General features: G+C 62.4%; 18 protein-coding genes. 13 read left to right on the forward strand and 5 right to left on the reverse strand.

From position 1 onward, the window contains the following. Positions 1-155: 155 nt before the first annotated feature. Positions 156-2609 (reverse strand): penicillin-binding protein 1A, encoded by a 2454-nt coding sequence (locus tag QYE47_RS18930; protein WP_070384442.1) that lies wholly within the window; start codon positions 2607-2609, stop codon positions 156-158. Between the two features lie 203 nt (positions 2610-2812). Between QYE47_RS18930 and pilM the strand changes: the two genes are divergently transcribed. From pilM to QYE47_RS18985, 11 genes are all read left to right on the forward strand, one after another. Continuing rightward, complete coding sequence (gene pilM, locus QYE47_RS18935) at positions 2813-3694, forward strand: type IV pilus biogenesis protein PilM (protein ID WP_019439131.1); 882 nt, start codon at positions 2813-2815, stop codon at positions 3692-3694. After that, positions 3691-4227, forward strand: a complete 537-nt coding sequence (locus tag QYE47_RS18940; RefSeq protein ID WP_010955628.1) for a PilN domain-containing protein — start codon at positions 3691-3693, stop codon at positions 4225-4227. Before pilM ends, QYE47_RS18940 begins: the two co-directional genes overlap by 4 nt. A gap of 11 nt (positions 4228-4238) precedes the next feature. Beyond that, a complete protein-coding gene (locus QYE47_RS18945; RefSeq protein WP_014592711.1) occupies positions 4239-5240 on the forward strand; it encodes a pilus assembly protein PilP in 1002 nt (333 codons plus the stop codon). Beyond that, on the forward strand, positions 5164-6426 hold the full coding sequence (locus QYE47_RS18950) for a type IV pilus secretin PilQ (RefSeq protein ID WP_019439130.1): 1263 nt from the start codon (positions 5164-5166) through the stop codon (positions 6424-6426). The genes QYE47_RS18945 and QYE47_RS18950 overlap by 77 nt, the downstream gene beginning before the upstream one ends. A 4-nt stretch (positions 6427-6430) precedes the next feature. Then, the gene (aroK, locus tag QYE47_RS18955) at positions 6431-6949 is read left to right on the forward strand and encodes a shikimate kinase AroK (RefSeq protein ID WP_010955625.1); all 519 of its coding nucleotides are present in this window, start codon (positions 6431-6433) and stop codon (positions 6947-6949) included. A 96-nt stretch (positions 6950-7045) separates the two neighbouring features. Then, a complete protein-coding gene (gene aroB / locus QYE47_RS18960; protein ID WP_041166613.1) occupies positions 7046-8143 on the forward strand; it encodes a 3-dehydroquinate synthase in 1098 nt (365 codons plus the stop codon). 15 nt (positions 8144-8158) lie between these two features. After that, entirely contained in the window at positions 8159-9748 is a 1590-nt protein-coding gene (locus QYE47_RS18965; protein WP_019439128.1) for an SPOR domain-containing protein, read from the forward strand. A gap of 373 nt (positions 9749-10121) precedes the next feature. Then, the gene (gene gltB, locus QYE47_RS18970; RefSeq protein ID WP_014592707.1) at positions 10122-14567 is read left to right on the forward strand and encodes a glutamate synthase large subunit; all 4446 of its coding nucleotides are present in this window, start codon (positions 10122-10124) and stop codon (positions 14565-14567) included. Between the two features lie 123 nt (positions 14568-14690). Next, entirely contained in the window at positions 14691-16109 is a 1419-nt protein-coding gene (locus tag QYE47_RS18975; protein WP_003249156.1) for an FAD-dependent oxidoreductase, read from the forward strand. 194 nt (positions 16110-16303) lie between these two features. Beyond that, positions 16304-17368, forward strand: coding sequence for a uroporphyrinogen decarboxylase (gene hemE, locus QYE47_RS18980; protein WP_014592706.1), 1065 nt, complete (start codon positions 16304-16306; stop codon positions 17366-17368). 119 nt (positions 17369-17487) lie between these two features. Then, a complete protein-coding gene (locus tag QYE47_RS18985) occupies positions 17488-17835 on the forward strand; it encodes a YgiW/YdeI family stress tolerance OB fold protein (RefSeq protein WP_014592705.1) in 348 nt (115 codons plus the stop codon). A 67-nt stretch (positions 17836-17902) separates the two neighbouring features. On the opposite strand, the gene QYE47_RS18990 is transcribed toward QYE47_RS18985, so the two are convergent. Then, positions 17903-19090, reverse strand: coding sequence for an MFS transporter (locus QYE47_RS18990; protein WP_223843617.1), 1188 nt, complete (start codon positions 19088-19090; stop codon positions 17903-17905). A 165-nt stretch (positions 19091-19255) separates the two neighbouring features. Between QYE47_RS18990 and QYE47_RS18995 the strand changes: the two genes are divergently transcribed. Continuing rightward, positions 19256-20155: a LysR family transcriptional regulator gene (locus tag QYE47_RS18995; protein WP_010955618.1), complete on the forward strand. Its 900-nt coding sequence runs from the start codon at positions 19256-19258 to the stop codon at positions 20153-20155. A 76-nt stretch (positions 20156-20231) separates the two neighbouring features. Further along, positions 20232-21005 carry a ParA family protein gene (locus tag QYE47_RS19000; protein ID WP_003249168.1) on the forward strand — a complete coding sequence of 258 codons (774 nt, stop codon included), beginning with the start codon at positions 20232-20234 and terminating at the stop codon, positions 21003-21005. On the opposite strand, the gene trxC is transcribed toward QYE47_RS19000, so the two are convergent. The 3 genes from trxC to mscK form a co-directional block, all read right to left on the reverse strand. Beyond that, entirely contained in the window at positions 21002-21436 is a 435-nt protein-coding gene (trxC, locus tag QYE47_RS19005) for a thioredoxin TrxC (protein ID WP_014592703.1), read from the reverse strand. The two genes, QYE47_RS19000 and trxC, sit on opposite strands and share 4 nt — an antisense overlap. 130 nt (positions 21437-21566) lie before the next feature. Further along, positions 21567-23027 (reverse strand): protein adenylyltransferase SelO, encoded by a 1461-nt coding sequence (gene selO / locus QYE47_RS19010; protein ID WP_070384441.1) that lies wholly within the window; start codon positions 23025-23027, stop codon positions 21567-21569. Between the two features lie 181 nt (positions 23028-23208). Then, positions 23209-26517, reverse strand: a complete 3309-nt coding sequence (gene mscK, locus QYE47_RS19015) for a mechanosensitive channel MscK (protein WP_014592701.1) — start codon at positions 26515-26517, stop codon at positions 23209-23211. Positions 26518-26528 lie beyond the last annotated feature (11 nt).

A 26528-nucleotide genomic window follows, 5' to 3' on the forward strand; every position in this document is an offset into this window, starting at 1 on the left:
CGGCTCGCATGAGCCGGGGCTTTTTGTTGGGGCTTGGGAATGTGTCAGGGCTGCAAGGTGTTCGTCAGGGCGCTTGTGGCGCCTATCAGATCGAGCGCCGCCCGCGCGGCGCTCGATTCACGCGTCCACGCAAAACCTGAGTCAGGCGCCCTGCCTTAAAACAGCTCCATCGGTGTCGCTTCATCGGCTGGCAGCGGGCTGCCCGGTACCGCGCCATTGCCCAGTTCGTTCACCGACGGCGGCGAGTCTTCGGCTTTGAACAGCTCGAAGTAGGCATTTGGTGTGCTCGGCGATGCTGCGCGCCCACTGACCGGGTCGACGCGCAAGCTGAGAATGCCTTCCGGCTCTGCCGGGGCATGCGCAGGCTTGTCCTTGAGCGCTGCGCCCATGAAACTTATCCAGATCGGCAGTGCCGCGGTCCCACCATATTCGCGGCGGCCGAGGGTTTCCGGCTGATCGAAGCCGACCCAAACGGTAGTCACGTAATCGGCGTTGTAACCGGAGAACCAGGCGTCCTTGGATTCGTTGGTCGTACCCGTCTTGCCCGCCAGGTCGGTGCGGCCCAAGGCCAGCGCCCGGCGGCCGGTGCCGCGCTTGATCACGTCCTGCAGCATGCTGGTGAGAATGTAGGTGGTACGCCCGTCGATGATTTGTTCAGCCACTGCCGGCGCTTGCGATGCCGCGGCCACCTGGCTGAAGGCAGAAGGTGCCTCGCCTGGCATGGCCGCAGTGCTGATTGGCTGCTCGGGTGCGGCCAGGCCCGCCTGGTCTTCGGCACCTTGCGGTACGCGGGCCGGGTTGGCGGTGAACAGTGTCTCGCCGCTGCGGCTCTCGATGCGGTCGATCAGGTACGGGGTGATCTTGTACCCACCGTTGGCAAAGGTGCTCCAGCCGGTGGCGATTTCCATCGGGGTCAGGGTGGCGGTGCCCAGGGCCAGCGACAGGTTGCGCGGCAGGTCCTGTTTGTTGAAGCCGAACTTGGCGATGTAGTCGATGGTGCGGTCCACGCCCATGGCTTGCAGCAGGCGGATCGACACCAGGTTACGTGACTTGTACAGCGCCTCACGCATGCGGATAGGGCCGAGGAAGGTGTTGGTATCGTTCTTCGGTCGCCACACTTTATCCACTGACTCGTCAACGAACACGATCGGCGCATCATTTACCAGGCTGGAAGCGGTGTAGCCGCTGTCCAGCGCGGCGCTGTAGATGAATGGTTTGAAACTTGAGCCCGGTTGGCGCTTGGCCTGCACGGCGCGGTTGTAGTTGCTCTGCTCGAACGAGAAACCGCCGACCAGGGCGCGGATGGCGCCGCTGTTCGGGTCGAGGGTGACCAGGGCGCTCTGCGCAACGGGCACCTGGCTGAACTTCAATGTGCCATCGTCAAGGCGTTGCAGGCGCACCAGGTCACCGACCTGGGCCACGTCGGCCGGCGACTGCGGCGAACGGCCCTGGGCGTTGTTGTTGATGAACGGGCGCGCCCATTTCATGGTGTCCCAGGCAACCTGCGCCTCTTGGCCGTCACGGGTCAGCACCTTGAGGCCGGTGTGTTCCACCTGGGTGACAATGGCTGGCTCCAGGCCGCCAAGGGTGCGTTGCTTGCCCAGCTCCTGCAGCCACGCTGCCTGGGTGCGGCCCGGGAAGCGTGCTTCAGGGCCACGGTAGCCGTGGCGCTCATCGTAATCGGAGAGGCCCTTGAGGACGGCCTTGTTGGCCATTTCCTGCATGTCGCTAGGCACGGTGGTCGTGACGCGGAAGCCTTCGGTGTAGGCGTCGCTGCCGTAGCGGCCGACCATTTCCGCGCGGGCCATTTCGGCAATGTACGGGGCATTCACCTCAGGCGTCGGCACGTGATAGCTGGCGTTGAGCGGCTCGGCCAGAGCGGCCTCGTAGCTGGCCTGGTCGATCTTGCCCAGCTTGTACATGCGCCCGAGGATCCAGTCGCGGCGCTCTTTGGCGCGCACCGGGTTGGCCAGCGGGTTGAAGCGCGACGGTGCCTTGGGCAGGCCGGCGATCATCGCCATCTGCGCCAGGCTCACGTCACGGATGGACTTGCCGTAGTACACCTGCGCAGCTGCATCGATACCGTAGGCCCGGTTGCCCAGGTAGATCTTGTTCACGTACAGCTCGAGGATTTCGTCCTTGGTCAGCTCACGCTCGATCTGCAGGGCCAGCAGGATCTCGTTGGTCTTGCGTGAGAAGCTGCGCTCGCTGGTGAGAAAGAAGTTCTTCGCCACCTGCATGGTGATGGTGCTGCCGCCGGTCTGGATATGACCGGTTTTCACCAGCTGGGTTGCTGCGCGCATCAGGCTGCTGGGGTCGACACCGTAGTGGTTGAGGAAATTGTCGTCCTCTGCTGACAGCAGCGCCTGAATGAATTGTGGGGGAATTTCCGCGAAGCGGATCGGCGAGCGGCGCATTTCGCCGAATTCGGCAATCAGCTTGCCATCGCTGCTGTACACCCTGAGGGGGATCTGCAACTGGATGCTTCTGAGGGACTCGACCGAGGGCAGGCTGGGACTAAGATACAGAAACGCACCGCTCACACCGAGTACGAGCGCGCAGATGACTGCGACGGAAGACCACCAGAAGAACTTCAGCAGACGTATCAAGGCTTTTCGGTGTCCAGGTTGGGAGTGGATTGCACGCAGGTCCGGTGGACCAAAAAACGCTGGGCATTATAAGCATTTTTCGCCTTTCCGGGTGACCGGCCAGGCTACTCGTCGACTCGATGGGTAGCCCTGGCCCAGTGTTGCCGCGGGGTTGCGACAGGTGGCTGCGCTTGGCAGCTGCAACAGACAGCAAAGGAGTCGCGATGTTTGGACGCTTCGGCAAGGATGCCGGTTCACTCGTGGGGGTGGAAATTACGCCCGACGCCGTTCGGATAATGCAACTGCAGCAGCGCAATCGACGCTGCCGCGTGATGGGGTCGGCACAAGAGCTGTTTCAGGCGCCGCTGGCCGATGACTGGGCTGAGGCGCCTGGGGTGGTGGTGGCTGCGCTGCAGCGGGCTTACCGGCGCAGCGGCCTCAGGCAACGCCGGGTAGCGCTGGCACTGCCGGCCAGTCAGGTTATCTGCAAGTTGTGCCATATGCCGGTGGAGCAGGGTGGGGCGCAGTTGGAGGCACAGCTGCTTGCCGATGCAGAGCGGCTGTTTCCGTTTCCGCTGGAAGACCTGGCCTTGGATTTTCAGGTCATGGGGGCTTCCCATGACCAGCCGGGTTGCTCCGAGGTAATGGTTGCTGCCTGTCGGCAGAGTGCGCTGGCGTCACTCGAAGCCGTCGTCGAGGAGGCAGGCTTGCAGTTGGAAGCCGTCGAGGTCGACAACATTGCCTTGCGCCGCATGTTGCCACAGGGTGGCCTTGAGGGAGCAGCACTGCTGCGTGTCGAAACCCGCAGCGTAACCCTTCATGACTGGCAGCCGGGCAGGGCGTACCAGCGCTGTGAGCTGCAGTCGACTGGCCCGGACATGAACGGACAATGGCCAGAGCGTCTCCAGGCTCTACTGGTCGGGCAGAGCCTGCCTGCGGGGTTGTGGGTTGCCAGCAGCTTATCGATCAATTCGGGCTGGCTACAAGCCCTTGGCAGCCGGCTGAATGTGCCGTGTACCTACCTGCCTGGGCTGGCAAGGCTGGAACATGTTGATGGGGCGATGCTCCTGGCCTGCGCCTTGGCCTTGGGAGGGCTGCGCCCATGATGCGGCTGAACCTTCTGCCCTGGCGCGAACGGCAGCGTCAGGCGGCGCTGCGGCGTTTTCGAGGCCAGTTGATTGCTGGCGCACTATTGGCTTTGTGCGCCGTGATGCTGGTCGATCAGCTGGCCCGCCAACGCGGGCAGCAGCAGGTGCTGGCCAATACCCAGCGCCAAGCGACCCTTGATATACAGGATGAGCAGTTGCAGCCACTGGCCGAAGTGCGTGCACAGCATGAAGCCCTACTTGCCCGTGCGGTGGCCCTGGAGGGCCTGCGCGCCCATCAGGGTGTATTGGCCGGTGTCTTCGCCGACCTTGAAGGAGCGCTGCCTGAAGGTGTGCAGCTAATCGGCCTGAGCCTTGATAGTGGCCGCTTGCAGGTGACAGGGTTGGCTGCCTCCGGTGCTGTGGTGGCGCAGTTCATGCGCGACTTGAACCGCTCGAACGTTTTGCTCGATCTGGAGCTCAAGCGCATCAAGAGCCTGCCGGACGGCGATGAGTTTCTGCTCACCGCTCGCGTTGCGGCGTTCTGGTCGTGAGTACAGCGCAGATGCTCGCTTGGCTGGCGGTGGTCGAGGGCTCAGGCCGCTTCCGACGGTTGGCGCCAGCGCTGGTAGCTGTGGTGCTGTTTAGCCTGGGCTGCGCGATGCGCCTGCCTGCCCTGTTACAACAGCAGGCGCGGGAGGATGCCAGGCATGTCGAGTTGAACCAGCTGCAGGCAGCCAATGCAGTGCAGTTGGCCGAACTGGAGCGGCTGAAGGCTTTAGTGTTGATTGCCGAGCAGCGGTTGCAAGAGGCGCACTGGTATCTGGCCGCCGGGGAGAGCATGAGCGACCTGCTTGAACGGCTGGCAGTGTCGGGGCATGCACATGGCTTGCTTGTCGAACGCCTCGATGTAGAGGAGGGTGAGCAACAGGCCGGATTCAGCAAGGTACCGCTGGTGGTGCAAGTGGTGGGGCGTTATCCGGCCTTGCGGCTGTGGCTGGACGACTGGTTAGGGCAGGCGCGGATTCTGCGCAGCGGTGACATGAGCCTGGCAAACGTTGATCGCCAGCCTGGACTGTTGCGTCTGCAGTTGCGGGTTGATGCCTATCACGCGGCTACGCCCATGAAGGCACCTGCAATACTGGCGCACCTGCCGGCAAGGGCCGCAATGGCTGCGCCTGAAGTGGACCCGTTTGCGCCCGCTGCGGCGCGAGCAGCCAGCGCCGGGCTGGTCGGCGTGCCGTTGGCGCAGCTGGAAATGGTCGGCAGCCTGGCGCGCGGGGCGGCACACGAGGCACTGCTGATGGCGGCTGGCAAGCTCTATCGCGTACGCCCGGGCGACCGGGTAGGGCGTGATCAGGGGGTAGTGATGCATGTAGACCAACGTCAGGTCGAAGTGCGTGAACGGCTGTTCATGGCGGGGGTATGGCACGAGCGCACGGCGTTCATCACCCTCACCAAGCGCCTGGGCAAGGAGGCCTCGGACCCGAATGAAAACGTGGATGAACTACCTGTTGGCAACCCTGCTGTCGATACCGCTGGCTTCGGCGACGCCTTACCAGGGTGAACCCCTGTCGCTGAACTTCCAGGATGTTGAGGTGCGTGCGGTGCTGCAGGTGCTGGCTGACTACGCTGGCGTCAACCTGGTCGCCAGTGATGCAGTAAAAGGCAGTGTCACTTTGCGTTTGCAGGACGTGCCGTGGGATCAGGCGCTTGACCTGGTGCTGCGCAGCAAGGGCCTGTCCCGGCGCCAGGAGGGCAATGTGCTGTTGGTGGCACCTGCAGCCGAGTTTGCCGCGCAATCGGCAGACGCCCGGGTGAGTCAGGCGCTGGATGCGCACCTGCAGCCATTGCGTCGAGAGCTGCTGCCCATTCACCACGCCAAGGCCGCCGATCTTGCGCAGTTGCTGCTGGCGGGCCTGGAGGGTGACGGCATCCCTCCGGCTAGCTTGAGTGTCGATGAGCGCACCAATACGTTGGTGGTGTACCTGCCCGCTGACCGCCTGGCCGAGATGCGCCAGCTGGTGGCGCAGTTGGATGTGCCGGTGCGTCAGGTAGCGATCGAGGCGCGTATCGTCGAAGCCAACGTCGATTATGAGAAAAGCCTGGGGGTACGCTGGGGTGGGCCGCTGTACGGCGAGAAACTGCGGCCCGGCAAGGAGCTGTTCGTCGACCTCGGTCTGGAGCGTGCCGGCAGCAGTATCGGCCTGGGTTTGTTGCGCGGTGACGTGTTGCTGGACCTGGAGCTCAGTGCCATGGAAAAAAGCGGCAACGGCGAGATCATTTCGCAGCCCAAGGTGGTCACGGCCGACAAGGAAACGGCGAGGATACTCAAGGGTACCGAGGTGCCTTACCAGGAAACGAGCCAAAGCGGCGCTACCTCGGTATCGTTTCGCGAAGCCTCGCTGTCGCTGGAAGTAACGCCACAGATCACCCCGGACAACAAGGTGATCATGACCGTCAGGGTGACCAAGGACGAGCCGGATTACGTCAATGCCTTGAACAACGTACCGCCGATCCGCAAGAACGAGGTCAATGCCAAGGTGCGCGTGGCTGATGGCGAAACGATCGTGATCGGTGGCGTCTACTCGACTTCGCAAAACAATGTGGTCGACAAGGTGCCATTTTTCGGCGATCTGCCGTATGTTGGGCGGCTGTTTCGACGCGATGCATTACAAGAGAAAAAATCCGAGCTGCTGGTCTTCCTGACTCCGCGTATCATGAGTGACCAGGCGATTGCTGTGAGTCGTTGATTCTGTGCGAAATTTGATACTTGTGGGGCCCATGGGCGCTGGTAAAAGCACCATCGGACGCCTGTTGGCCAAAGAGCTGCGCCTGCTGTTCAAGGATTCCGACAAGGAAATCGAACTGCGATGCGGCGCAAACATCCCGTGGATATTCGACAAGGAAGGCGAGCCGGGTTTCCGTGATCGCGAGCAAGCGATGATTGCCGAGTTGTGCGCGCTTGACGGTGTAGTTCTGGCCACCGGCGGTGGCGCTGTGATGCGCGAAGCCAACCGGCAGGCGCTGCATCAGGGTGGCCGGGTGATCTACCTGCATGCTTCGGTCGAGCAGCAAGTCGGTCGCACCGCGCGCGACCGCAATCGCCCGCTGCTGCGCACGGCCAATCCCGAGGCGACCTTGCGCACCTTGCTGGAAACCCGCGACCCGCTCTACCGCGAGATCGCCGACCTGGTGGTTGAAACCGACGAGCGGCCACCACGCATGGTGGTGATCGATATTCTCGAGCGCTTGCAGCAGTTGCCGCCCCGTTAACCCGGGACTATTCTCGGCCTCCAGCGCCGAGGCGAGGCTCAACGTTACCGCGCAGGTCGCCGGATGGCGCCGCGCCCAAGTACATTGTGGGGATACATGCAGACACTAAAGGTCGACCTGGGCGAGCGTAGCTACCCGATCTACATTGGCGAAGGCCTGCTGGACCAGCCTGAGCTGCTGGCGCCGCACATTGCGGGTCGGCAGGTTGCCATCGTTTCCAACGAGACCGTAGCGCCGCTGTATCTCGAACGCCTGAGCAAGACCCTCGGTGCCTACTCGGTACTGCCAGTGGTGTTGCCCGATGGTGAAGCCCACAAGAACTGGGAAACATTGCAGCTGATCTTCGATGGCCTGCTGACAGCCCGCCATGATCGTCGTACTACTGTGGTCGCTCTGGGTGGTGGCGTGATTGGTGACATGGCTGGTTTCGCAGCTGCCTGCTACCAGCGCGGCGTCGACTTCATCCAGGTGCCGACTACCCTGTTGTCCCAGGTCGACTCTTCCGTGGGGGGCAAGACCGGCATCAATCATCCGCTGGGCAAGAACATGGTCGGTGCGTTCTATCAGCCCAATGCGGTGCTGATCGATACCACCAGCCTCAAGACCCTGCCAGCGCGCGAGCTGTCTGCAGGCCTGGCCGAAGTGATCAAGTACGGCCTGATTTGCGACAAGCCGTTCCTCGCCTGGCTCGAAGACAATATGCAGGCACTGCGTGCCCTCGATTCGGCAGCACTGACCGAGGCCATCCGCCGCTCTTGCGCGGCCAAGGCCGCAGTGGTGGGTGCTGACGAGCGCGAGTCGGGCGTACGGGCCACGCTGAACCTGGGGCATACCTTCGGGCATGCTATCGAAACCCATATGGGCTATGGCGTGTGGCTGCACGGCGAGGCTGTCGCGGCGGGCACAGTGATGGCCCTGGAAATGTCCATGCGCCTTGGCTGGATCGACCAGGCTGAGCGTGATCGTGGAATCCGCCTGTTGCAGGACGCAGGTTTGCCGGTGGTGCCACCACAGGAAATGACCCCGGCGCATTTCATGGAGCACATGGCGGTCGACAAGAAGGTGCTCGACGGTCGTTTGCGTCTGGTGCTGCTGCGCCAGATGGGCGAGGCCGTGGTGACCGACGACTATTCGAAAGAGATTCTTCAGGCCACGCTGTCGGCGGATTACCGCGCGATCGTGGCCCAGCTTTGAGGTTGTGACAGCGCAATGACAAGTTTGCATGCCGATGAGGCCTTTCTCGACCATTACCAGTTGAGCCATGATCCGTTCGCGCCCCGCGTACCTGGCTTCAAGTTCTTCCCGGCCCAGCGCAAACCGGTGCTTGGCCAACTGCACCACCTGGCGCGCTATAGCCAGTTGATGCTGGTGGTCAGCGGCCCGTTGGGCAGCGGCAAGTCGCTACTGCGCCAGGCCCTGGTGGCCAGCACCAACAAGCAGACTGTGCAAAGTGTGGTGGTGTCGGCCCGCAGCGCCAGCGATGCCTCCAGTATGCTCGCGCAGGTTGCGCAGGAGCTGGGTGTGGCCCAGCCCGAGGTGCAGGCGATCCTGTCGAAGGTGGTGCAGCTGGCACTGACCGGGCAGGAAGTGTATTTGCTGGTGGACGATGCGGAACAACTCGACGAGTCGGCACTCCAAGCGTTGCTGGAATTGGCGGCGGGAGTACCTGAAGGGCGTCCGCACGTGTTTCTGTTCGGTGAGCCATCGCTGATTGCCGGGCTGGATGAGCTCAATGTCGAGGAAGAACGTTTCCACATCATCGAGCTTGCCCCCTACAGTGAAGAAGAAACCCGCGAGTACCTGGAACAGCGCCTGGAAGGGGCTGGTCGGGGCATCGAGGTGTTCAGCCGTGAACAGATCGCCGATATCCATGAAAACTCCGACGGCTGGCCTGGCAACATCAATCAGGTCGCCCGTGACACTTTGATCGAAGCCATGATCGCCAGCCGCTCGACGGCCAAGCGACCAACCATGGGGTTCAAGATGCCTAAAAAACATGTGCTCGCGCTGTCCGCTGTGGTCGTGGTTGCCGTTGCGGCCGCGGTATTGATGCCCAAGAAAGGCGACAAGGCCCCTGCCGAAGCGCCGGCCGCCCAGGCCCAGTTGCCGCTGGGTGACGGCAAGCAGGGTGCTGCCATCGAGTTCTCTGGCTCGTCCCAGCCAATGCCGCTGCCATTGGTTGGCCAGTCGCAGCCGGTGATGCGCGAGCCGCTGGCCCAGGCCGCAGGCATGGGCGAGGGTGAAGAGGGAGGCCCGGCTGTCGACACCGCGCTGCAGCCTGGCAACCCGCCACCGACCGTAACTACCATCGCGCCGCCCCAAGGTGTGCCGGCTGGCCCGGCGCCTGCGCCTGCCCAGCCCGTGCAGTCGGTTGCGCCTGCACCGAAGCCTGTTGCAACCCAGCCCGCCAAGCCGGTTGCGCCGGCCAAGCCAGCGCCGGCGCCGACCCAGGTCGCCGTGGCCAAGCCGGCTGCCAAAGCTGCCGAAAAACCAGCCGCCGCTGGCGCTGGCAACAGTGGCTGGTATGCCGGACAGAAGCCGGGCAATTATGTGGTGCAGATCCTTGGTACCAGCTCCGAGGCGTCGGCCCAGGCTTACGTCAAGGCCCAGGGTGGCGACTATCGCTACTTCAAGAAAAACCTGCAGGGCAAGCCCTTGTACGTCGTGACTTACGGCAGTTTCGCCAACCGCGACGCAGCGGTTGCGGCAATCAAGAACTTGCCAGCGAAGGTCCAGGCTGGTAAACCTTGGCCACGTACCGTCGGCAGCGTCCAACAAGAGCTGGCCACGGCCCGCTGATACCTTCCGGGCGGCATCACCCCGCCGCCCAGTAGCTAAGCGAATTCTAGCTTTCGACTAGCCTGCTGCGCCCGAGCGCGGCAGGCTTTTCTGTCCCGGACTGCCGGCCACAAGCCCCTAGTTGCAGTCATGGCTGAAACGCTTCAGACTCGAGCCAAGCCGCTATCACGGCGCATGGCGCAAAAACATTCAAAATTGCGACATAAATTTTCAGGTATGAGACATGAAAATTTGTGGGCGTCGCTGTCGCTGTGCAACAATGGTTTTCCATGACCACCGCAAAAAAGCTGGCGTTTGATCGGCGTGGATGGTAAGTGGTTGTTAAAAAAGAGATTTACCTCCGTTGAGAGGTGAACCTGGTGAGAATGTGTCTATGAAAACAGGTCTGTACCATCCCGAAGAATTCAAGGACAACTGTGGTTTTGGCCTGATCGCCCATATGACGGGTGAGCCGAGCCACCACCTTCTGCAAACTGCCATGCAGGCGCTGACGTGCATGACCCACCGCGGCGGCATCAATGCCGACGGCAAGACCGGTGACGGTTGCGGTCTGCTCATGCAGAAGCCCGATCAATTCCTGCGTGCCATGGCCCAGGAGCACTTCGCTGTCGAGCTGCCCAAGCAGTACGCCGTCGGCATGGTGTTCTTCAACCAGGACCCGGTCAAAGCCGAAGCTGCCCGCGCCAACATGGACCGCGAGATCCTCGCCGCCGGCCTGAAACTGGTCGGCTGGCGCAAGGTGCCGATCGACACCAGCGTCCTCGGCCGCCTGGCCCTGGAGCGCCTGCCGCAGATCGAGCAGGTGTTCATTGGCGGTGAAGGCCTGAGCGACCAGGAATTCGCCATCAAGCTGTTCAGTGCCCGTCGTCGTTCGTCGGTGGCCAACGCCCACGACGCCGACCACTACATCTGCAGCTTCTCGCACAAGACCATCATCTACAAAGGCCTGATGATGCCGCGCGATCTCGCGGCGTTTTATCCAGACCTGGGTGATGAGCGCCTGCAAACCGCGATCTGCGTGTTCCACCAGCGCTTCTCCACCAACACCCTGCCGAAATGGCCGCTGGCGCAGCCGTTCCGCTTCCTCGCCCACAACGGCGAGATCAACACGATCACCGGTAACCGCAACTGGGCCGTGGCTCGTCGCACCAAGTTCGCCAATGACCAGATCCCGGACCTCGAAGAGCTCGGCCCGCTGGTCAACCGCGTCGGTTCCGACTCGTCCAGCATGGACAACATGCTGGAACTGATGGTCACCGGTGGCATCGATCTGTTCCGCGGCGTGCGCATGCTGGTACCGCCAGCGTGGCAGAACGTCGAGACCATGGACGCCGACCTGCGCGCCTTCTACGAATACAACTCCATGCACATGGAGCCGTGGGATGGCCCGGCCGGTATCGTCATGACCGAAGGCCGCCACGCGGTGTGCCTGCTCGACCGTAACGGTCTGCGCCCGGCGCGCTGGGTGACCACCACCAATGGTTACATCACCATCGCCTCGGAAATCGGCGTATGGGGCTATCAGCCTGAGGAAGTGCTGGCCAAGGGCCGTGTCGGCCCGGGCCAGATCCTTGCCGTGGACACCGAAACCGGCCAGATTCTCGACACCGACGCCATCGACAACCGCCTGAAGTCGCGGCACCCGTACAAGCGCTGGTTGCGCCAGCACGCTACGCGTATCCAGGCGACGCTGACCGACGACCAGGGTGTGGCCAGCTACGACGCTGACCAGCTCAAGCAATACATGAAGATGTTCCAGGTCACCTTCGAAGAGCGTGACCAGGTACTGCGCCCGTTAGGTGAGCAGGGCCAGGAAGCCGTTGGCTCGATGGGTGACGACACGCCGATGGCCGTGCTGTCGCAACGCGTGCGTTCGCCGTACGACTTCTTCCGCCAGCAGTTCGCTCAGGTGACCAACCCGCCGATCGACCCGCTGCGCGAAGCGATCGTGATGTCGCTGGAAATCTGCCTGGGTGCCGAGCGCAACATCTTTCAGGAGTCCCCGGAGCACGCTTCGCGGGTAATCCTCAGCTCGCCTGTCATCTCGCCCGCCAAGTGGCGTTCGCTGATGAACCTGGAGCGCGAAGGCTTCGACCGCCAGCTGATCGACCTCAACTATGAGCAGGGCGTTGGCCTGGAAGCGGCCATCCGCAACATTGCCGACCAGGCCGAAGAAGCTGTGCGTGGGGGCAAGACCCAGCTGGTGCTGAGCGACCGTTATATCGCCCCGGGCAAGCTGCCGGTGCACGCTTCGCTGGCCGTTGGTGCAGTGCACCACCGCCTGACCGAACAGGGCCTGCGTTGCGACAGCAACATCCTGGTGGAAACCGCTACCGCCCGTGATCCGCATCACTTCGCCGTGCTGCTGGGCTTCGGTGCCTCGGCCGTTTACCCGTACCTGGCGTATGAAGTACTGGCTGACCTGATCCGTACCGGCGAAGTGCTGGGTGACCTGGACGAAGTGTTCAAGTACTACCGCAAAGGTATCTCCAAGGGCCTGCTGAAGATTCTGTCCAAGATGGGTATCTCCACCATCGCCTCGTACCGCGGTGCACAGCTGTTCGAAGCCATCGGCCTGGCCGAGGAAGTGGTCGGCCTGAGCTTCAAGGGCGTGTCCAGCCGCATCAAGGGTGCGCGCTTCGAAGACCTGGAGAACGACCAGAAGCTGCTGGCGGCCGAAGCCTGGAGCGCTCGCAAGCCGATCCAGCAAGGTGGCCTGCTGAAGTTCGTCCACGGCGGCGAATACCACGCCTACAACCCGGACGTGGTCAACACCCTGCAAGCCGCCGTGCAGCAGGGCGACTACGCCAAGTTCAAGGAATACACCACGCTGGTGGACCAGCGCCCGGTGTCGATGATTCGTGACTTGCTCAAGGTGAAAGTGGCCGACCAGCCGCTGGCGCTGGAGCAGATCGAGCCGCTGGAGGCGATTCTCAAGCGTTTCGACTCGGCGGGTATCTCGCTGGGTGCACTGTCGCCGGAAGCCCACGAAGCGCTGGCCGAGGCCATGAACCGCCTGGGCGCACGCTCCAACTCTGGTGAAGGCGGCGAAGACCCGTCGCGCTATGGCACCATCAAGAGCTCGAAGATCAAGCAGGTGGCCACCGGCCGTTTTGGTGTGACCCCGGAGTATCTGGTCAACGCCGAAGTGCTGCAGATCAAGGTTGCCCAGGGCGCCAAGCCGGGTGAGGGCGGCCAGTTGCCGGGCGGAAAGGTCAACGGCCTGATCGCCAAGCTGCGTTATGCGGTACCGGGCGTGACCCTGATCTCGCCACCGCCCCACCATGACATCTACTCGATCGAAGATCTGGCCCAGCTGATCTACGACCTCAAGCAGGTCAACCCACAGGCGCTGGTATCGGTCAAGTTGGTAGCCGAAGCAGGCGTGGGCACCATCGCCGCGGGTGTGGCCAAGGCCTATGCCGACCTAATCACCATCTCCGGTTACGACGGTGGTACCGGTGCTTCGCCGCTGACCTCGATCAAATACGCCGGCGCCCCTTGGGAGCTGGGCCTTGCGGAAACCCACCAGACCCTGCGCGGCAACGACCTGCGTGGCAAGGTACGGGTGCAGACCGACGGCGGCCTGAAAACCGGCCTGGACGTGATCAAGGCGGCCATCCTCGGCGCCGAAAGCTTCGGCTTTGGTACCGCGCCAATGATTGCCCTGGGCTGCAAGTACCTGCGCATCTGCCACCTGAACAACTGCGCCACCGGCGTGGCCACCCAGAACGACAAGCTGCGCAAGGACCACTACATCGGCACCGTCGACATGGTGATCAACTTCTTCACCTTTGTCGCCGAAGAAACCCGCGAGTGGTTGGCCAAGCTGGGTGTGCGCAGCCTTGGCGAGTTGATCGGCCGTACCGACCTGCTCGAAGTACTGCCAGGTGACACCGAACGCCAGCAATACCTGGACCTGTCGCCGCTGCTGGGCAGCTCGCACATTCCTGCGGACAAACCGCAGTTCTGCGAAGTCGACAAGAACCCGCCGTTTGACCTGGGCGAGTTGGCCGAGAAGATGGTTGATATGGCCATGCCGGCCATCCGCGACCAGGCGGGTGGCGAGTTCAGCCTCGACATCTGCAACTGCGACCGCTCCATTGGTGCGCGTGTGTCGGGCGAAATCGCCCGCCTGCACGGCAACCAGGGCATGGCCGCGGCGCCGATCACCTTCCGCTTCAAGGGGACTGCGGGCCAGAGCTTTGGTGTGTGGAACGCCGGTGGCCTGAACCTGCACCTGGAAGGCGACGCCAACGATTACGTCGGCAAAGGCATGACCGGTGGCAAGATCACCATCGTGCCGCCAGCCGGCAGCCCGTTCGAAACCCAGCACAGCGCCATCGTCGGCAACACCTGCCTGTACGGTGCCACTGGCGGCAAGCTGTTTGCCGCAGGCACTGCGGGCGAGCGCTTCGCTGTACGTAACTCCGGCGCCCATGCTGTTGTTGAGGGCACTGGCGATCACTGCTGTGAATACATGACCGGCGGCTTTGTCTGCGTTCTGGGCAAGACCGGTTACAACTTCGGTTCTGGCATGACTGGCGGCTTTGCCTACGTGCTCGACATGGACAACAGCTTCGTCGACAAGCTCAACCACGAGCTGGTGGAAATCCAGCGTATCAGTGGCGAAGCGATGGAGGCCTACCGTAGCCACCTGGCGCGTGTCCTTGCCGAGTATGTGGATGAGACCGGCAGCGAGTGGGGGCGCGAGCTCTCGGAGAACCTGGACGACTACGTGCGGCGCTTCTGGCTGGTCAAGCCGAAGGCAGCCAACCTGAAGCAGCTGTTGTCCAGCACCCGTGCCAACCCGCAGTAAAAACAGCTGCAAGTGGCAAGCCTCGAGCTGCAGGTAATGGCAGTACGAGGTTTGCCCGGCTTAAGTGATCGTCTTGCGGCTTGCAGCGTGTAGCTTGCAGCTGCTGTAAAGAGGTTTTGAAAAATGGCTGAACGTCTGAATAACGACTTCCAGTTCATCGAAGTGGGCCGAAAGGACCCGAAAAAAAAGCTGCTGCGCCAGCGCAAGAAAGAGTTCGTGGAAATCTACGAACCGTTCAAGCCGCAGCAGTCCGTGGAGCAGGCGCACCGCTGCCTGGGCTGCGGTAACCCCTATTGCGAGTGGAAGTGCCCTGTACACAACTTCATCCCCAACTGGTTGAAGCTGGTCTCCGAAGGCAACATCCTGGCTGCGGCGGAACTGTCGCACCAGACCAACACCCTGCCGGAAGTATGCGGCCGTGTTTGCCCGCAAGACCGCCTGTGCGAGGGTGCCTGCACCCTGAACGACGGTTTTGGCGCGGTGACCATCGGCTCGGTGGAGAAGTACATCACCGACACCGCCTTCGCCATGGGCTGGCGTCCGGACATGTCCAAGGTCAAGCCAACCGGCAAGCGCGTTGCCATCATCGGCGCCGGCCCGGCGGGCCTGGGCTGCGCCGACGTGCTGGTGCGCGCCGGGGTAACCCCGGTGGTGTTCGACAAAAACCCTGAGATCGGTGGCCTGCTGACCTTCGGTATCCCCGAGTTCAAGCTGGAAAAGACCGTGCTCAGCAACCGCCGTGAAGTGTTCACCGGCATGGGCATCGAGTTCCGCCTGAACACCGAGGTGGGCAAGGACGTGACCATGGAACAGCTGCTCGCCGAGTACGACGCGGTGTTCATGGGCATGGGTACCTACACCTACATGAAAGGCGGCTTCCCGGGTGAAGACCTGCCGGGCGTGCATGACGCACTGGACTTCCTGATCGCCAACGTCAACCGCAACCTGGGTTTCGAGAAGTCGCCGGAAGACTTCGTCGACATGCAGGGCAAGAAAGTGGTGGTGCTGGGCGGTGGTGACACCGCGATGGACTGCAACCGTACCTCGATCCGTCAGGGTGCCAAGGCGGTGACCTGTGCTTATCGTCGTGACGAAGCCAACATGCCGGGTTCGCGCAAAGAGGTGAAGAACGCCAAGGAAGAGGGCGTGAAGTTCCTCTACAACCGCCAGCCCATTGCCATTGTGGGTGAGGACAAGGTCGAAGGCGTCAAAGTGGTCGAGACCCGCCTGGGCGAGCCTGATGCCCGTGGCCGCCGCAGCCCTGAGCCAATCCCGGGCTCCGAAGAGATCCTGCCGGCAGACGCCGTGGTAATCGCCTTCGGCTTCCGCCCGAGCCCTGCGCCGTGGTTTGAACAGCATGGCATTCAGCTGGACAGCCAGGGCCGTGTGGTTGCCCCGGAGAAGGGCAAGTTCAAGCACCAGACCAGCAACCCGAAAGTGTTTGCTGGTGGCGACATGGTGCGCGGTTCGGACCTGGTGGTGACTGCGATCTTCGAAGGGCGTACGGCTGCCGAGGGTATCCTGGACTACCTCGAAGTCTGACGTTCGACCTGTTCGCGGGCATGCCCGCTCCCGCAGGGTTAAGCGCAGAACCCGTGGGGGCAGGTATGCCCGCGAAGCTTTTGTATACAATAATGCTTGATCTGTGGCATCCAATAGACAAAACACATGGCCATGGCCGTGCCTTTTGCGCTGGTGTCTGAGAAAATGCCCGCACTATTTTTCCGGATGCCGACATGACTGCCCTGAAGAACGATCGTTTCCTGCGTGCACTGCTCAAGCAACCCGTAGACGTTACCCCGGTGTGGATGATGCGCCAGGCCGGCCGCTACCTGCCGGAGTACCGCGCCAGCCGCGCCAAGGCCGGTGACTTCATGAGCCTGTGCATGAACCCGCAGTTCGCCTGCGAGGTCACCCTGCAGCCGCTGGACCGCTACCCGCTGGACGCAGCGATCCTGTTCTCGGACATCCTTACCATTCCTGATGCCATGGGCCTGGGCCTGTACTTCGAAACCGGTGAAGGTCCGCGTTTCAAGAAGGTCATCAGCACCCCCGCCGACATCGAAGCGCTGCCAGTCCCGGACCCACAGAAAGACCTCGGTTACGTGATGGACGCGGTCAGCACCATTCGCCGTGAGCTCAATGGCCGTGTGCCGTTGATCGGCTTCTCCGGCAGCCCGTGGACCCTGGCCACCTACATGGTCGAAGGCGGCTCGTCGAAGGACTTCCGCAAGACCAAGGCCATGGCCTACGACAACCCGCAAGCCCTGCACCTGCTGCTGGACAAGCTGGCCCAGTCGGTCACCAGCTACCTAAACGGCCAGATCCTTGCCGGGGCCCAGGCCGTGCAGATCTTCGACACCTGGGGCGGCAACCTGTCGGCGGCGGCCTACCAGGAGTTCTCACTGGCCTACATGCGCAAGATCGTCAGCGGCCTGATCCGCGAGCACGAGGGGCGCAAGGTGCCGGTGATCCTGTTCACCAAGAATGGTGGTTTGTGGCTGGAAAGCATCGCCGACGCAGGTGCCGACGCACTGGGCCTGGACTGGACCTGCGAGATCGGCGACGCCCGCCGCCGCGTGGGTGACAAAGTAGCCTTGCAAGGCAACATGGATCCGACCGTGCTTTACGCCAAGCCCGAGGCCATTCGCAAGGAAGTGGCGCGCATCCTGGCCAGCTATGGCCACGGCACTGGCCATGTGTTCAACCTTGGCCATGGCATTACCCCGGAAGTCGACCCGGAGCATGCCGGCGTGTTCATCAGCGCCGTGCACGAGCTGTCGGCGCAGTATCACCAGTGAGGTGACACGCGGAAACCAAAAGCCCGGCCATGTGCCGGGCTTTTTATTTTGCATTAAGTTTTAATTCAGCGATCGTCGTTAATCTGGCCCCATCGAAACCGAAACAGGACCCGATCCTCATGAAAATCCGTCATCTCGCCCTCATCCTCGCCCCATTGTTCAGCACGGGCGCATTTGCCGCTGGCTACACCGGCCCTGGCGCACAGTCGGTAACCACGGTTGCCGCCGCGAACGACGCCGCCGATGACACCCCGGTTGTGCTGCAGGGCTTCGTGACCAAGAAGATCAACAACGACGACAAGTACGAGTTCAAGGACAACACCGGCACCATCACTGTTGAGATCGACGATGAGGACTTGCCGCCGACGCCGTTCAACGACAAGACCAAGGTGAAGCTGACCGGTGAGGTGGAAAAGCACCTGATGAGCCGGGAAGTGGATGTGGATATTGTCGAGATCATCAACTGATCTGATGGCCTCTTCGTGGGCACGCCCGCCCCCACAGATTGTGGGTGCGGGCGTGCCCACGAATGCATCACACCGTTTTGGGTGGTAACTTGCTCAGGTGTAACGCCACCAGCAATGCCACCGCCAGCAAGCTGCCAATGAACAGCCCGATCCCGTTCCAGCCCCACTGGTGCCAGAACACCCCGCCCGCCGTACCGGCCACGCTGGAGCCAGCGTAGTAGCAGAACAGGTACAGCGACGACGCCTGCCCCTTGGCCTTCAGCGCCCGGCGGCCGATCCAGCTGCTGGCCACCGAGTGCGCACCAAAGAAGCCGAAGGTGAACACCAGCATGCCCACGATCACCATCACCAGTGGACTGGCCAGCGTCATCAGCAAGCCAACCGCCATTACCACGATACTGGCCCAGAACACCTTGCGCCGTCCCAGCTTGTCCGCCAGGGCGCCGACCTGTGCCGAACTGTAGATGCCCGACAGGTAAACCACCGACAGCAAGCCGACCAGTGCCTGATTCATGTGGTAGGGCTCGGCCAGCAGGCGGTAGCCGATGTAGTTGAACAGCGTGACGAAGGCGCCCATCAGCAGGAAGGCTTCAAGGAACAGCCAGGGCAGGCCTGCATCTTTGAAGTGCATGACAAAACCGTCCAGCAGGCTGCGTGGGTTCATCGTCTGTGCGCGGAAATTGCGTGATTCCGGCAGCACCTTCCAGAACACCAGCGCGGCCACCAGGGCCAGGCCGCCGATGGTCAGCATCGCCGTGTGCCAGCTGACGAAGTCGATCAGTACACCCGTGATGAGCCGCCCGCTCATGCCGCCAATCGCGTTGCCGCCGATGTACAGGCCCATGGCCAGGCCAATGTGTTGCGGGTGGATCTCTTCGCTCAGGTAGGTCATCGCCACTGCCGCCAGGCCGCTCAGCGACAGGCCGACCAATGCGCGGGTGGCCAGTACCAGCTCCCAGCTGGGCATCACTGCGCTGGCCAAGGTGGACAGGGCGGCGCAGACCAGCGCGAACACCATCACGGGCTTGCGTCCGATGCGGTCAGAAATGGGGCCGGTGATCAGCAGGCCGAACGCCAGCATGGCGGTGGACACCGACAGCACCAGGCTGCTCTGCGCCGCGTTGATGGCAAACTCCCTGGATAGCAGAGGCATCATCGGCTGTACGCAGTACAGCAGGGCGAAGGTGGCGAAACCGCCGCTGAACAAGGCCAGCACGGTTTTCATGAAGGCGGGTGTGCCTTTTTCGATCCACATTTCGGTCAGGATGGCAGGTTTTGGCTCAAGGAGGAGGGGAGCTACTGCAGTTTTCACGGGCGGGTACCTCTGGCGCAATGAAAAAAGCATATAGCTGGCTAACGATTAGATCCAATATATTGTTCGACCTATTTGAGATGTTTGGCGACTTGTTTGGAGCGGATCATGGAACTGCGTCATCTGCGTTACTTCATTGCAGTGGCCGAAGAGCTGCACTTTGGCCGCGCCGCCCAGCAGCTGGGTATTTCCCAGCCGCCCTTGAGTCAGCAGATCCAGGCCCTGGAGCAGGAGTTGGGGGCCCGGTTGTTCGATCGTACCAACCGTCGTGTAGAACTGAGCGAGGCCGGTCGATTGTTCCTCGAGGAAGCGCGCCAGGTATTGGCGCAGGTGGAGAAGGCTGCGGATGTTGCCCGGCGTGCGCAGTTGGGCGAGCTGGGGGAGATGAAAATCGGTTTCACTTCCTCGGCCCCGTTCACCTCGAAAATCCCCAAGGCCATTCATGCCTTCCGTCAGCGCTTTCCGGCGGTGCACCTGAACCTCAAGGAAATGAGCAGCCGTGACGTTGCCGAAGGGGTATTCGACGAGTCCATCGAGGTGGGGTTGATGCGGCCGATGCCGCTGCCGGAGGGGTTGGTGGCCACCGAGTTGTTCCGAGAACCGTTGGTGGCGGTGATCAATGCCTCGCATCCGCTGGCCGAGGGCACTGAGCAAGGCGTCTACATGGCGGCGTTGGCCCCTGAGCCCTTCGTGTTCTTCCCGCGCAGTTATGGCAGCGGCTTGCATGCACAATTGCTGAGCCTGGCGCGGCATGCGGGTTTCAGCCCCCATTTTGCGCAAGAGGCAGGGGAAGCGATGACCATCATCGGCCTGGTCTCGGCGGGGCTGGGGGTGTCGGTGTTGCCGGCATCGTTCCAGCGCATGCGCATAGAAGGGGTGGTGTACCGCACCTTGCTCGATGAAGAGGCGATGACGGCGGTGTGGCTGGTGCAGCGCGAGCGTGGTCATTCGGTGATGGCCAAGGCATTTGCCGAGTTGTTGACAGGGCAGGTGGTCGGTCAGGCGTGATGCCGGTCAAATGGCACTGGTCATTGCCCCACTGCCGCCACATACTCGGGCATTCGTTGATACACGGAGGTCAATCATGCGGCGCGTGGTGTTCAATCAGAAAGGTGGCGTGGGCAAGTCGAGCATTGCCTGCAACCTGGCGGCGGTCAGTGCCAATGAAGGCTACCGGACCTTGTTGATAGACCTGGATGCCCAGGCGAACTCGACCCAATACCTCACCGGCCTGACCGGCGAGGACATCCCCATGGGCATCGCCGACTTCTTCAAGCAAAGCCTTTCCAGCGGGCCGTTCAGCAAGAAGAACAAGGTCGATATCTACGAAACCCCGTTCGACAACCTGCATGTTGTCACCGCCACTGCCGAGCTGGCCGACCTGCAGCCAAAGCTGGAGGCAAAACACAAGATCAACAAGCTGCGCAAGTTGCTCGACGAGCTGGATGAGGATTACGAGCGTATCTACATCGATACCCCGCCGGCGCTTAATTTCTATGCGGTTTCTGCGCTGATCGCTGCCGATCGCGTGCTTATCCCCTTCGACTGCGACAGCTTTTCGCGCCAGGCCCTGTATGGCCTGCTGGCCGAGATCGAAGACCTCAAGGAAGACCACAACGAAGACCTGGTGGTCGAAGGCATCGTTGTGAACCAGTTCCAGTCACGTGCCAGCCTGCCGCAGCAGATGCTCGACGAGCTGCTGGCCGAAGGTTTACCGGTGCTGCCGGTGTACTTGGGCAGCTCGGTGAAAATGCGCGAATCGCACCACGCCAGCCTGCCGCTGATTCACCTGGAGCCGCGGCACAAGCTGACTCTGCAGTTTGTCGAGTTGCATTCGCTGCTTGAGGAGAATGCTTAAATCCCGTGGTTACGCAGCCACTCCAGCAGGGACTGGAGTGGAAACGCCCCGGCCTGGCGGCTGACTTCACGGCCGTTCTTGAACAGCAGCAGGCTGGGGATCGAGCGTATGCCCAGTTGCCCTGCGAGGTTACGGTTGGCTTCGCTGTCGAGCTTGGCCAGGCGGCAGCGGCCAGCAAGCTTCCGGGCGGCCTCTTCAAAGGTGGGCGCGAATGACTTGCACGGGCCGCACCAGTCGGCCCAGATGTCGACCAGCAGCGGCAGGTCGCCTTTGATCTGGCTGGCATAGCTGGCCTCGGTGAGCTCGAAAGGGGTGCTCAACAGCACGTCCTGTTTGCAGCGACCGCATTTCGGCGCATCGCCCAGGCGCTCGGCGGGCAGGCGGTTGAGGCCGTTGCAGTGGGGGCAGGGGATTACCAGTGGGTCGGTCATTTCATCTCCGGTGTTGGGTTCACGGTTTCCTCGTGGGAGCGGGCGTGCCCGCGAACACCGGCGAAGCCGGTGCAATCCATCACGTTGCCTGCTTCGCGGGCAAGCCCGCTCCCACAGGATTCGGCGCTAATCAGGAAGAGCAGCTGATTTCCAGGTGCTTGCCCCACTCCGGCGGTCGCTCGGCGTAGGCCTGCATCCCGGGCTGTTCCTCGAAAGGCCTGGTCAGGACTTGGTGCAGCCGTCGAACTTCACTGTAGTCCCCCGCCTCGGCCGCTTCGATGGCTTTCTGCGCCAGGTAGTTGCGCAACACGTACAGCGGGTTTACCGCATGCATCCGCTCACGGCGGCCTTCAGCATTGTCGGGTTCACGCCCACAGCGGGCCAGGTAGTCTGCGCCCCAGGCATCGAAACCGGCCAAGTCGATAAAGTCATCGCGCGCCACCTTCAGCGCCTCGGCCACCGGCTGCTCACCCAGTGTGCGGAAGAACAGGCTGTAGTCCACGCCACCGCGTTGCATGCACTGCAGCAGGCGCTCGACCAGCACCATGTCATCATCTTCGGCAGTGGTCAGCCCCAGGCGTCGGCGCATCAGGTCCAGGTAATGGGCCTGGTACAGCGGTAGGAACAGGCCCAACGCTTCCTTCAGTGGCTCAACTTCGATCACGGTGGTCAGTGCCTGGGCCAGCGCGCTGAGGTTCCAGTGGGCGATGGGCACCTGGTTGGCGTAGCTGTAGCGGCCACGATCGTCGGAGTGGTTGCAGATGAAGTTGGCGTCGAAGTCATCCAGGAACGCATAGGGGCCAAAATCGAAGGTGATGCCGAGGATCGACATATTGTCGGTGTTCATCACGCCGTGGCAGAAGCCATACGCCTGCCAGCGGGCGATCAGTTCGGCATTGCGCTCGACGATGGTGCGGAACATGGCCAGGTAAGGCTGCTCGGCGTCACGGCATTCGGGATAGTGCTGTTCCAGCACATGGTCGATCAACACGCGCTGCTGCTCGGGCTGCTTGGTGTAGTAGAAGTACTCGAAATGACCGAAACGCACATGGCTCTGCGCCAGACGCGTCAGCATGGCCGCACTTTCACGGGTTTCGCGCCACACCGGGGTGCTGGAACCGATTACGCACAGTGCCCGGCTGGTAGCGATACCCAGGGCGTGCAGGGCTTCGGAGGCGAGAAACTCGCGGATCGACGAGCGCAGCACGGCGCGGCCGTCACCCATGCGGGAGTAGGGTGTCTGGCCAGCGCCCTTGAGGTGCAGGTCCCAGTGTTCGCCTGCGTCGTTGAGCACTTCGGCCAGCAGCAGGCCACGGCCGTCGCCCAGACGCGGGTTGTACGAGCCGAACTGGTGGCCGGAATAAACCATCGCCCGAGGGTCGGCCTCTTCCCACAGTTTGTGGCCGCTGAACAGTTCGGCGAACACCGGCAGCTCGGCCTGGGCGGGGTCGAGGTCGAGCAAGGCCATGGCCGACTCGCTCGCTACCACCAGGCGCGGGTCTGCAATGGGCTCGGGCAGCACCTGGGTGGAGAACGCATCGCCCAGGCGGGCGAAGCGGTTGTCGAAGGTGAGTTGGTCGAGGGCTTTCACGGGACTGCTCCTTGGAATCGGTGCCAATGGGGCCGCTGGCGGCCCTTCGCGGGTAACCCGCCCCAACAAAGAACATGCAGCGCCTGAAAGCCGTGCGGTCCCTGTGTAGGAGCGGGTTCACCCGCGAACGAGGGCGAAGCCCTCGCAGCCATCTTGCACACAATAAAGCATTCGAGCCTATTCAGGCCGAAGCAGTGCCATCCGATTTCGGCTGCTCCATCGGAATCAATTGCTGTTTGCTGCCCTTCGCATCCATCAGGAACACCTCTACCTGGCGTACCGAGATCTTGATGTTGTGGGCCTTGAACTCGCGGTTGATGTAGCGGTTGATCTCGTCCAGCGTCGGGTTGCGGTCGCCCAGGTCACGGACGTGCATGCGCAGTTCGTGGTCCAGCGAGCTTTCGCCGAAGTTGAGGAAGTACACGATCGGTTCCGGATCCTTGAGCACGCGTGGGTTCTCATGCGCGCCCTTGAGCAGCAGGTCGCGCACCAGGTCGAGGTCTGAGCCATAGTCGATGCCCAGCTTCAGCGTCACCCGGGTGACCGTGTCGGTCAGCGACCAGTTGATCAGTTGGCCAGTGATGAAGGTCTTGTTGGGGACGATGATGTCCTTGCGGTCGAAGTCGGTGATGGTGGTGGCACGGATGCGGATCTTGCTTACCGTGCCCGACAGGTTGCCGATGGTGATGGTGTCGCCAATCCGTACCGGGCGCTCGAACAGGATCATGATGCCGGAGATGAAGTTGGCGAAGATTTCCTGCATGCCGAAGCCCAGCCCTACTGACAGCGCAGCCACCAGCCATTGCAGCTTGTCCCAGCTCACCCCCAGGGTCGACAGGGTGCTGACGATGCCGATGCCGACGATGGTGTACGACAACAGCGTGGTGGTGGCGTAGGCACTGCCCTGGGCCAGGTTCAGGCGAGACAGCACCAGTACTTCCAGCAAGCCTGGCAAGTTGCCGGCCAGGGCGAAGGTAATGCCGACGATCACCAGCGCGCCGAGCAGGTCGCCTAGGCTGATCGGTACCATGCTGGCGGCGGCGCCGGTGCCGCTGGTGTATTCGTAGAGGACGAAATTGTTGAGGTAGGCGAACACCGAGATCAGGTCTGCCCATACCCAGTACAGGCCGGCGATGAAGCCGCCGAGCAGGGCCAGGCGGATCAGGCGCAGCGACTGCTGGTTCACCTGTTCGATATCCAGCGTTGGCTCTTCGGTGATGACTTCGCCATCCAGCCCTTCCTTGGCTGCCGCACGCTTGGTCAACGCACGCTGGTAGGCCAGGCGTCGTGCAGCTACCGACAGGCCGCGCACGAAGGCAGCCTCGATCACCAGCCAGAACAGCAGCAGGTACAGGGTGTAGATGAGTCGGTCGGTAAGCTTCAGTGCGGTGTAGTAGTAGCCGAAGCACACGGCGACGAACAGGGCGATGGGCAGGGCGGTGAATGCCACCCCCACTGCCCTGCGGAATAGCGAGGTGTCACGGTGTGCCGGGCTGCTGAGCAGCAGGCGGCTGAGCAGCCAGGCCATCAGCGCATAGCAGGTCAGCACCACGCCGATGCCCAACACGTCGTCTGCCAGTGCCGAAGGTTGGTGCTCGGCCACCGCCACCACACCGACCAGTGCCAGCACCACGGTGCCCAGGCGGCGAACCCAGCCGCGCAGGAACTCGACCTGCGGTTTGTGCCAGCGGAAGTGGACTTCCGCCACGCCACCCGGAGCGAGGATACGGTAGGCGGTGTAGAACACCAGCCAGGCCTGGGCCAGCTGCCAGAGTGCGGCGCCCAGGTTGGCATTCTGCCCGCGGGCGTCGATCTGCAGGGCGTAGCTGCACAGCGCCAGACCAAGGCTGACCGGCATCGCCAGCAGAATGTTGATAAGGATTGCCTGGGGCGTGTGCCATTGGCTGTCACGGCGGAAGTGGCCGATATCCTGGTGAACTTTGCCTAATCGTTGGTAAAGGTATTTGCGCCGCCACAACAGCGCGCCGATCACCAACAGCAGCGGCAGGAACAGCAACGGGCGCTGGCTCAGGCCATCGGCCAGCTCTTTCAGGCTGGAGCCCCACGGCAGGTTGGCGACCTGGTCGGCCAGGCGCTCCGGCACGTATTGCAGCCAGTCCCAGTCCAGTGGCTTGTTGCTGGGGATCCAGAACATTTGCTCGTCGAGGGTGGTGCGCAGGCTCTGCGCGGTGCCCAGCAGCTGCTTCTGGTTGAGCTGCAGGGTGATCGATTCGTTGAGCAGCGCCGACAGTTCGCGGTTCAGCCGCTCCAACAGGTCGCTGCGGGTGATGGCCACTTCCAGCAGGGCCTTGCGCAGCTGCGGTGTCACATCTTCCTGCGGTTGCGCCGCCAGCAGCTTGTCGACGTAGGTGACCGGGCTGCTCATCTGCTCGCGTTGCTGGTTGACTTCGAACTGGTACAGGCGGGTGTCGGCGATCTGGTCGGCCAGGTCGCGGTCGACCTTCAGGTGCGGCAGGGTCTGTTTCTGTTTATAGAGAATCTTCGACAGCAGCAGGCTTCCCTTGAGCACGTTGATCTGCTCGTCAAGCGCCTGGTCGGCCTGGGTCAGGCTGTCGAGCTGCTGCTTGGTGCGCAGGTTCTGCTGGGTCAGTTCGTTAAGGCGGTCGGTGCTCTTGAGCAGGTAGTCGGAAAGCTTGAGGTTGATCGCGCTTTCAGTGGCCAGCAGGCTGCTGCCGCCGGCCTTCTGAGCCTCGATCGACTGCTGGGTGACGGCTTCCTGGGACTGGGCCAGGCGTTTGGCGTTGATCAGCGTCTGCAGGTCCTGGATTTCCTGCTCCAGGCGCGCAGCGCGCTCGACCAGCAGGTCGTGACGCGCATTGCCAAGGTCTTGCAGCAGGCTGTTGCCGGCCAGTTCCTGGCGGCGCAGCAGGGTCAGCGCGTTGAGCGAGGCCAGCTCGGCGTTGAGCTGGTTGCGCTGGTCGGCATTGATGGCTTTGCCACCGTCCTTGCCGGTTTTGAGGATGTTGTTGATCTGCTGGGTGCGGGTCTGGCTGCTGCTGATTTCGGCCTGGGCGCGCTCGGGGCGGGTTTGCGAGTTGATGATCAGGCTGTTGGCTTCAGACAGCGCCTTTTGCAGCTCGCCCTGCAGCGTGTTGCGTTCGCTGAGCATCTGTTCAAGCTGCGGCACGGTGAGGTTGGCGTAGCGCTGTGCCACCGGTTGTGCCTTGGTTTCCTTGAGCTTGGCCAACTCCTTCTGGCTGTCGCTGGTCTCCTTGGGGGCACTGCTCAGCTGCTGCTTGAGTGCAGCCAGTTTCTTTTCGTTGTCTTCCTTGGCAGCAAGCAGGCTCAACGTTTGTTCGAGCACCTGCTGCAGCGCCTTTTGGTCTGCCTCGGGCAGCTTGCGCTCGGCGATCTTGTCGAGGCTGTTCTGGATACTGGCGGTGGTCGGGGCTTCTGCCGCGCTAGCCGCAAAAGAAAGGGATAGGCACAACCCGAGCAGGGCTGTGCGAAGGTACACGCGCAGGGACATAGGCAGACTAC

Origin of the sequence: Pseudomonas sp. 2,4-D (assembly GCF_030418155.1) — a bacterium.
GTDB classification, from domain to species: Bacteria; Pseudomonadota; Gammaproteobacteria; order Pseudomonadales; family Pseudomonadaceae; genus Aquipseudomonas; species Aquipseudomonas alloputida.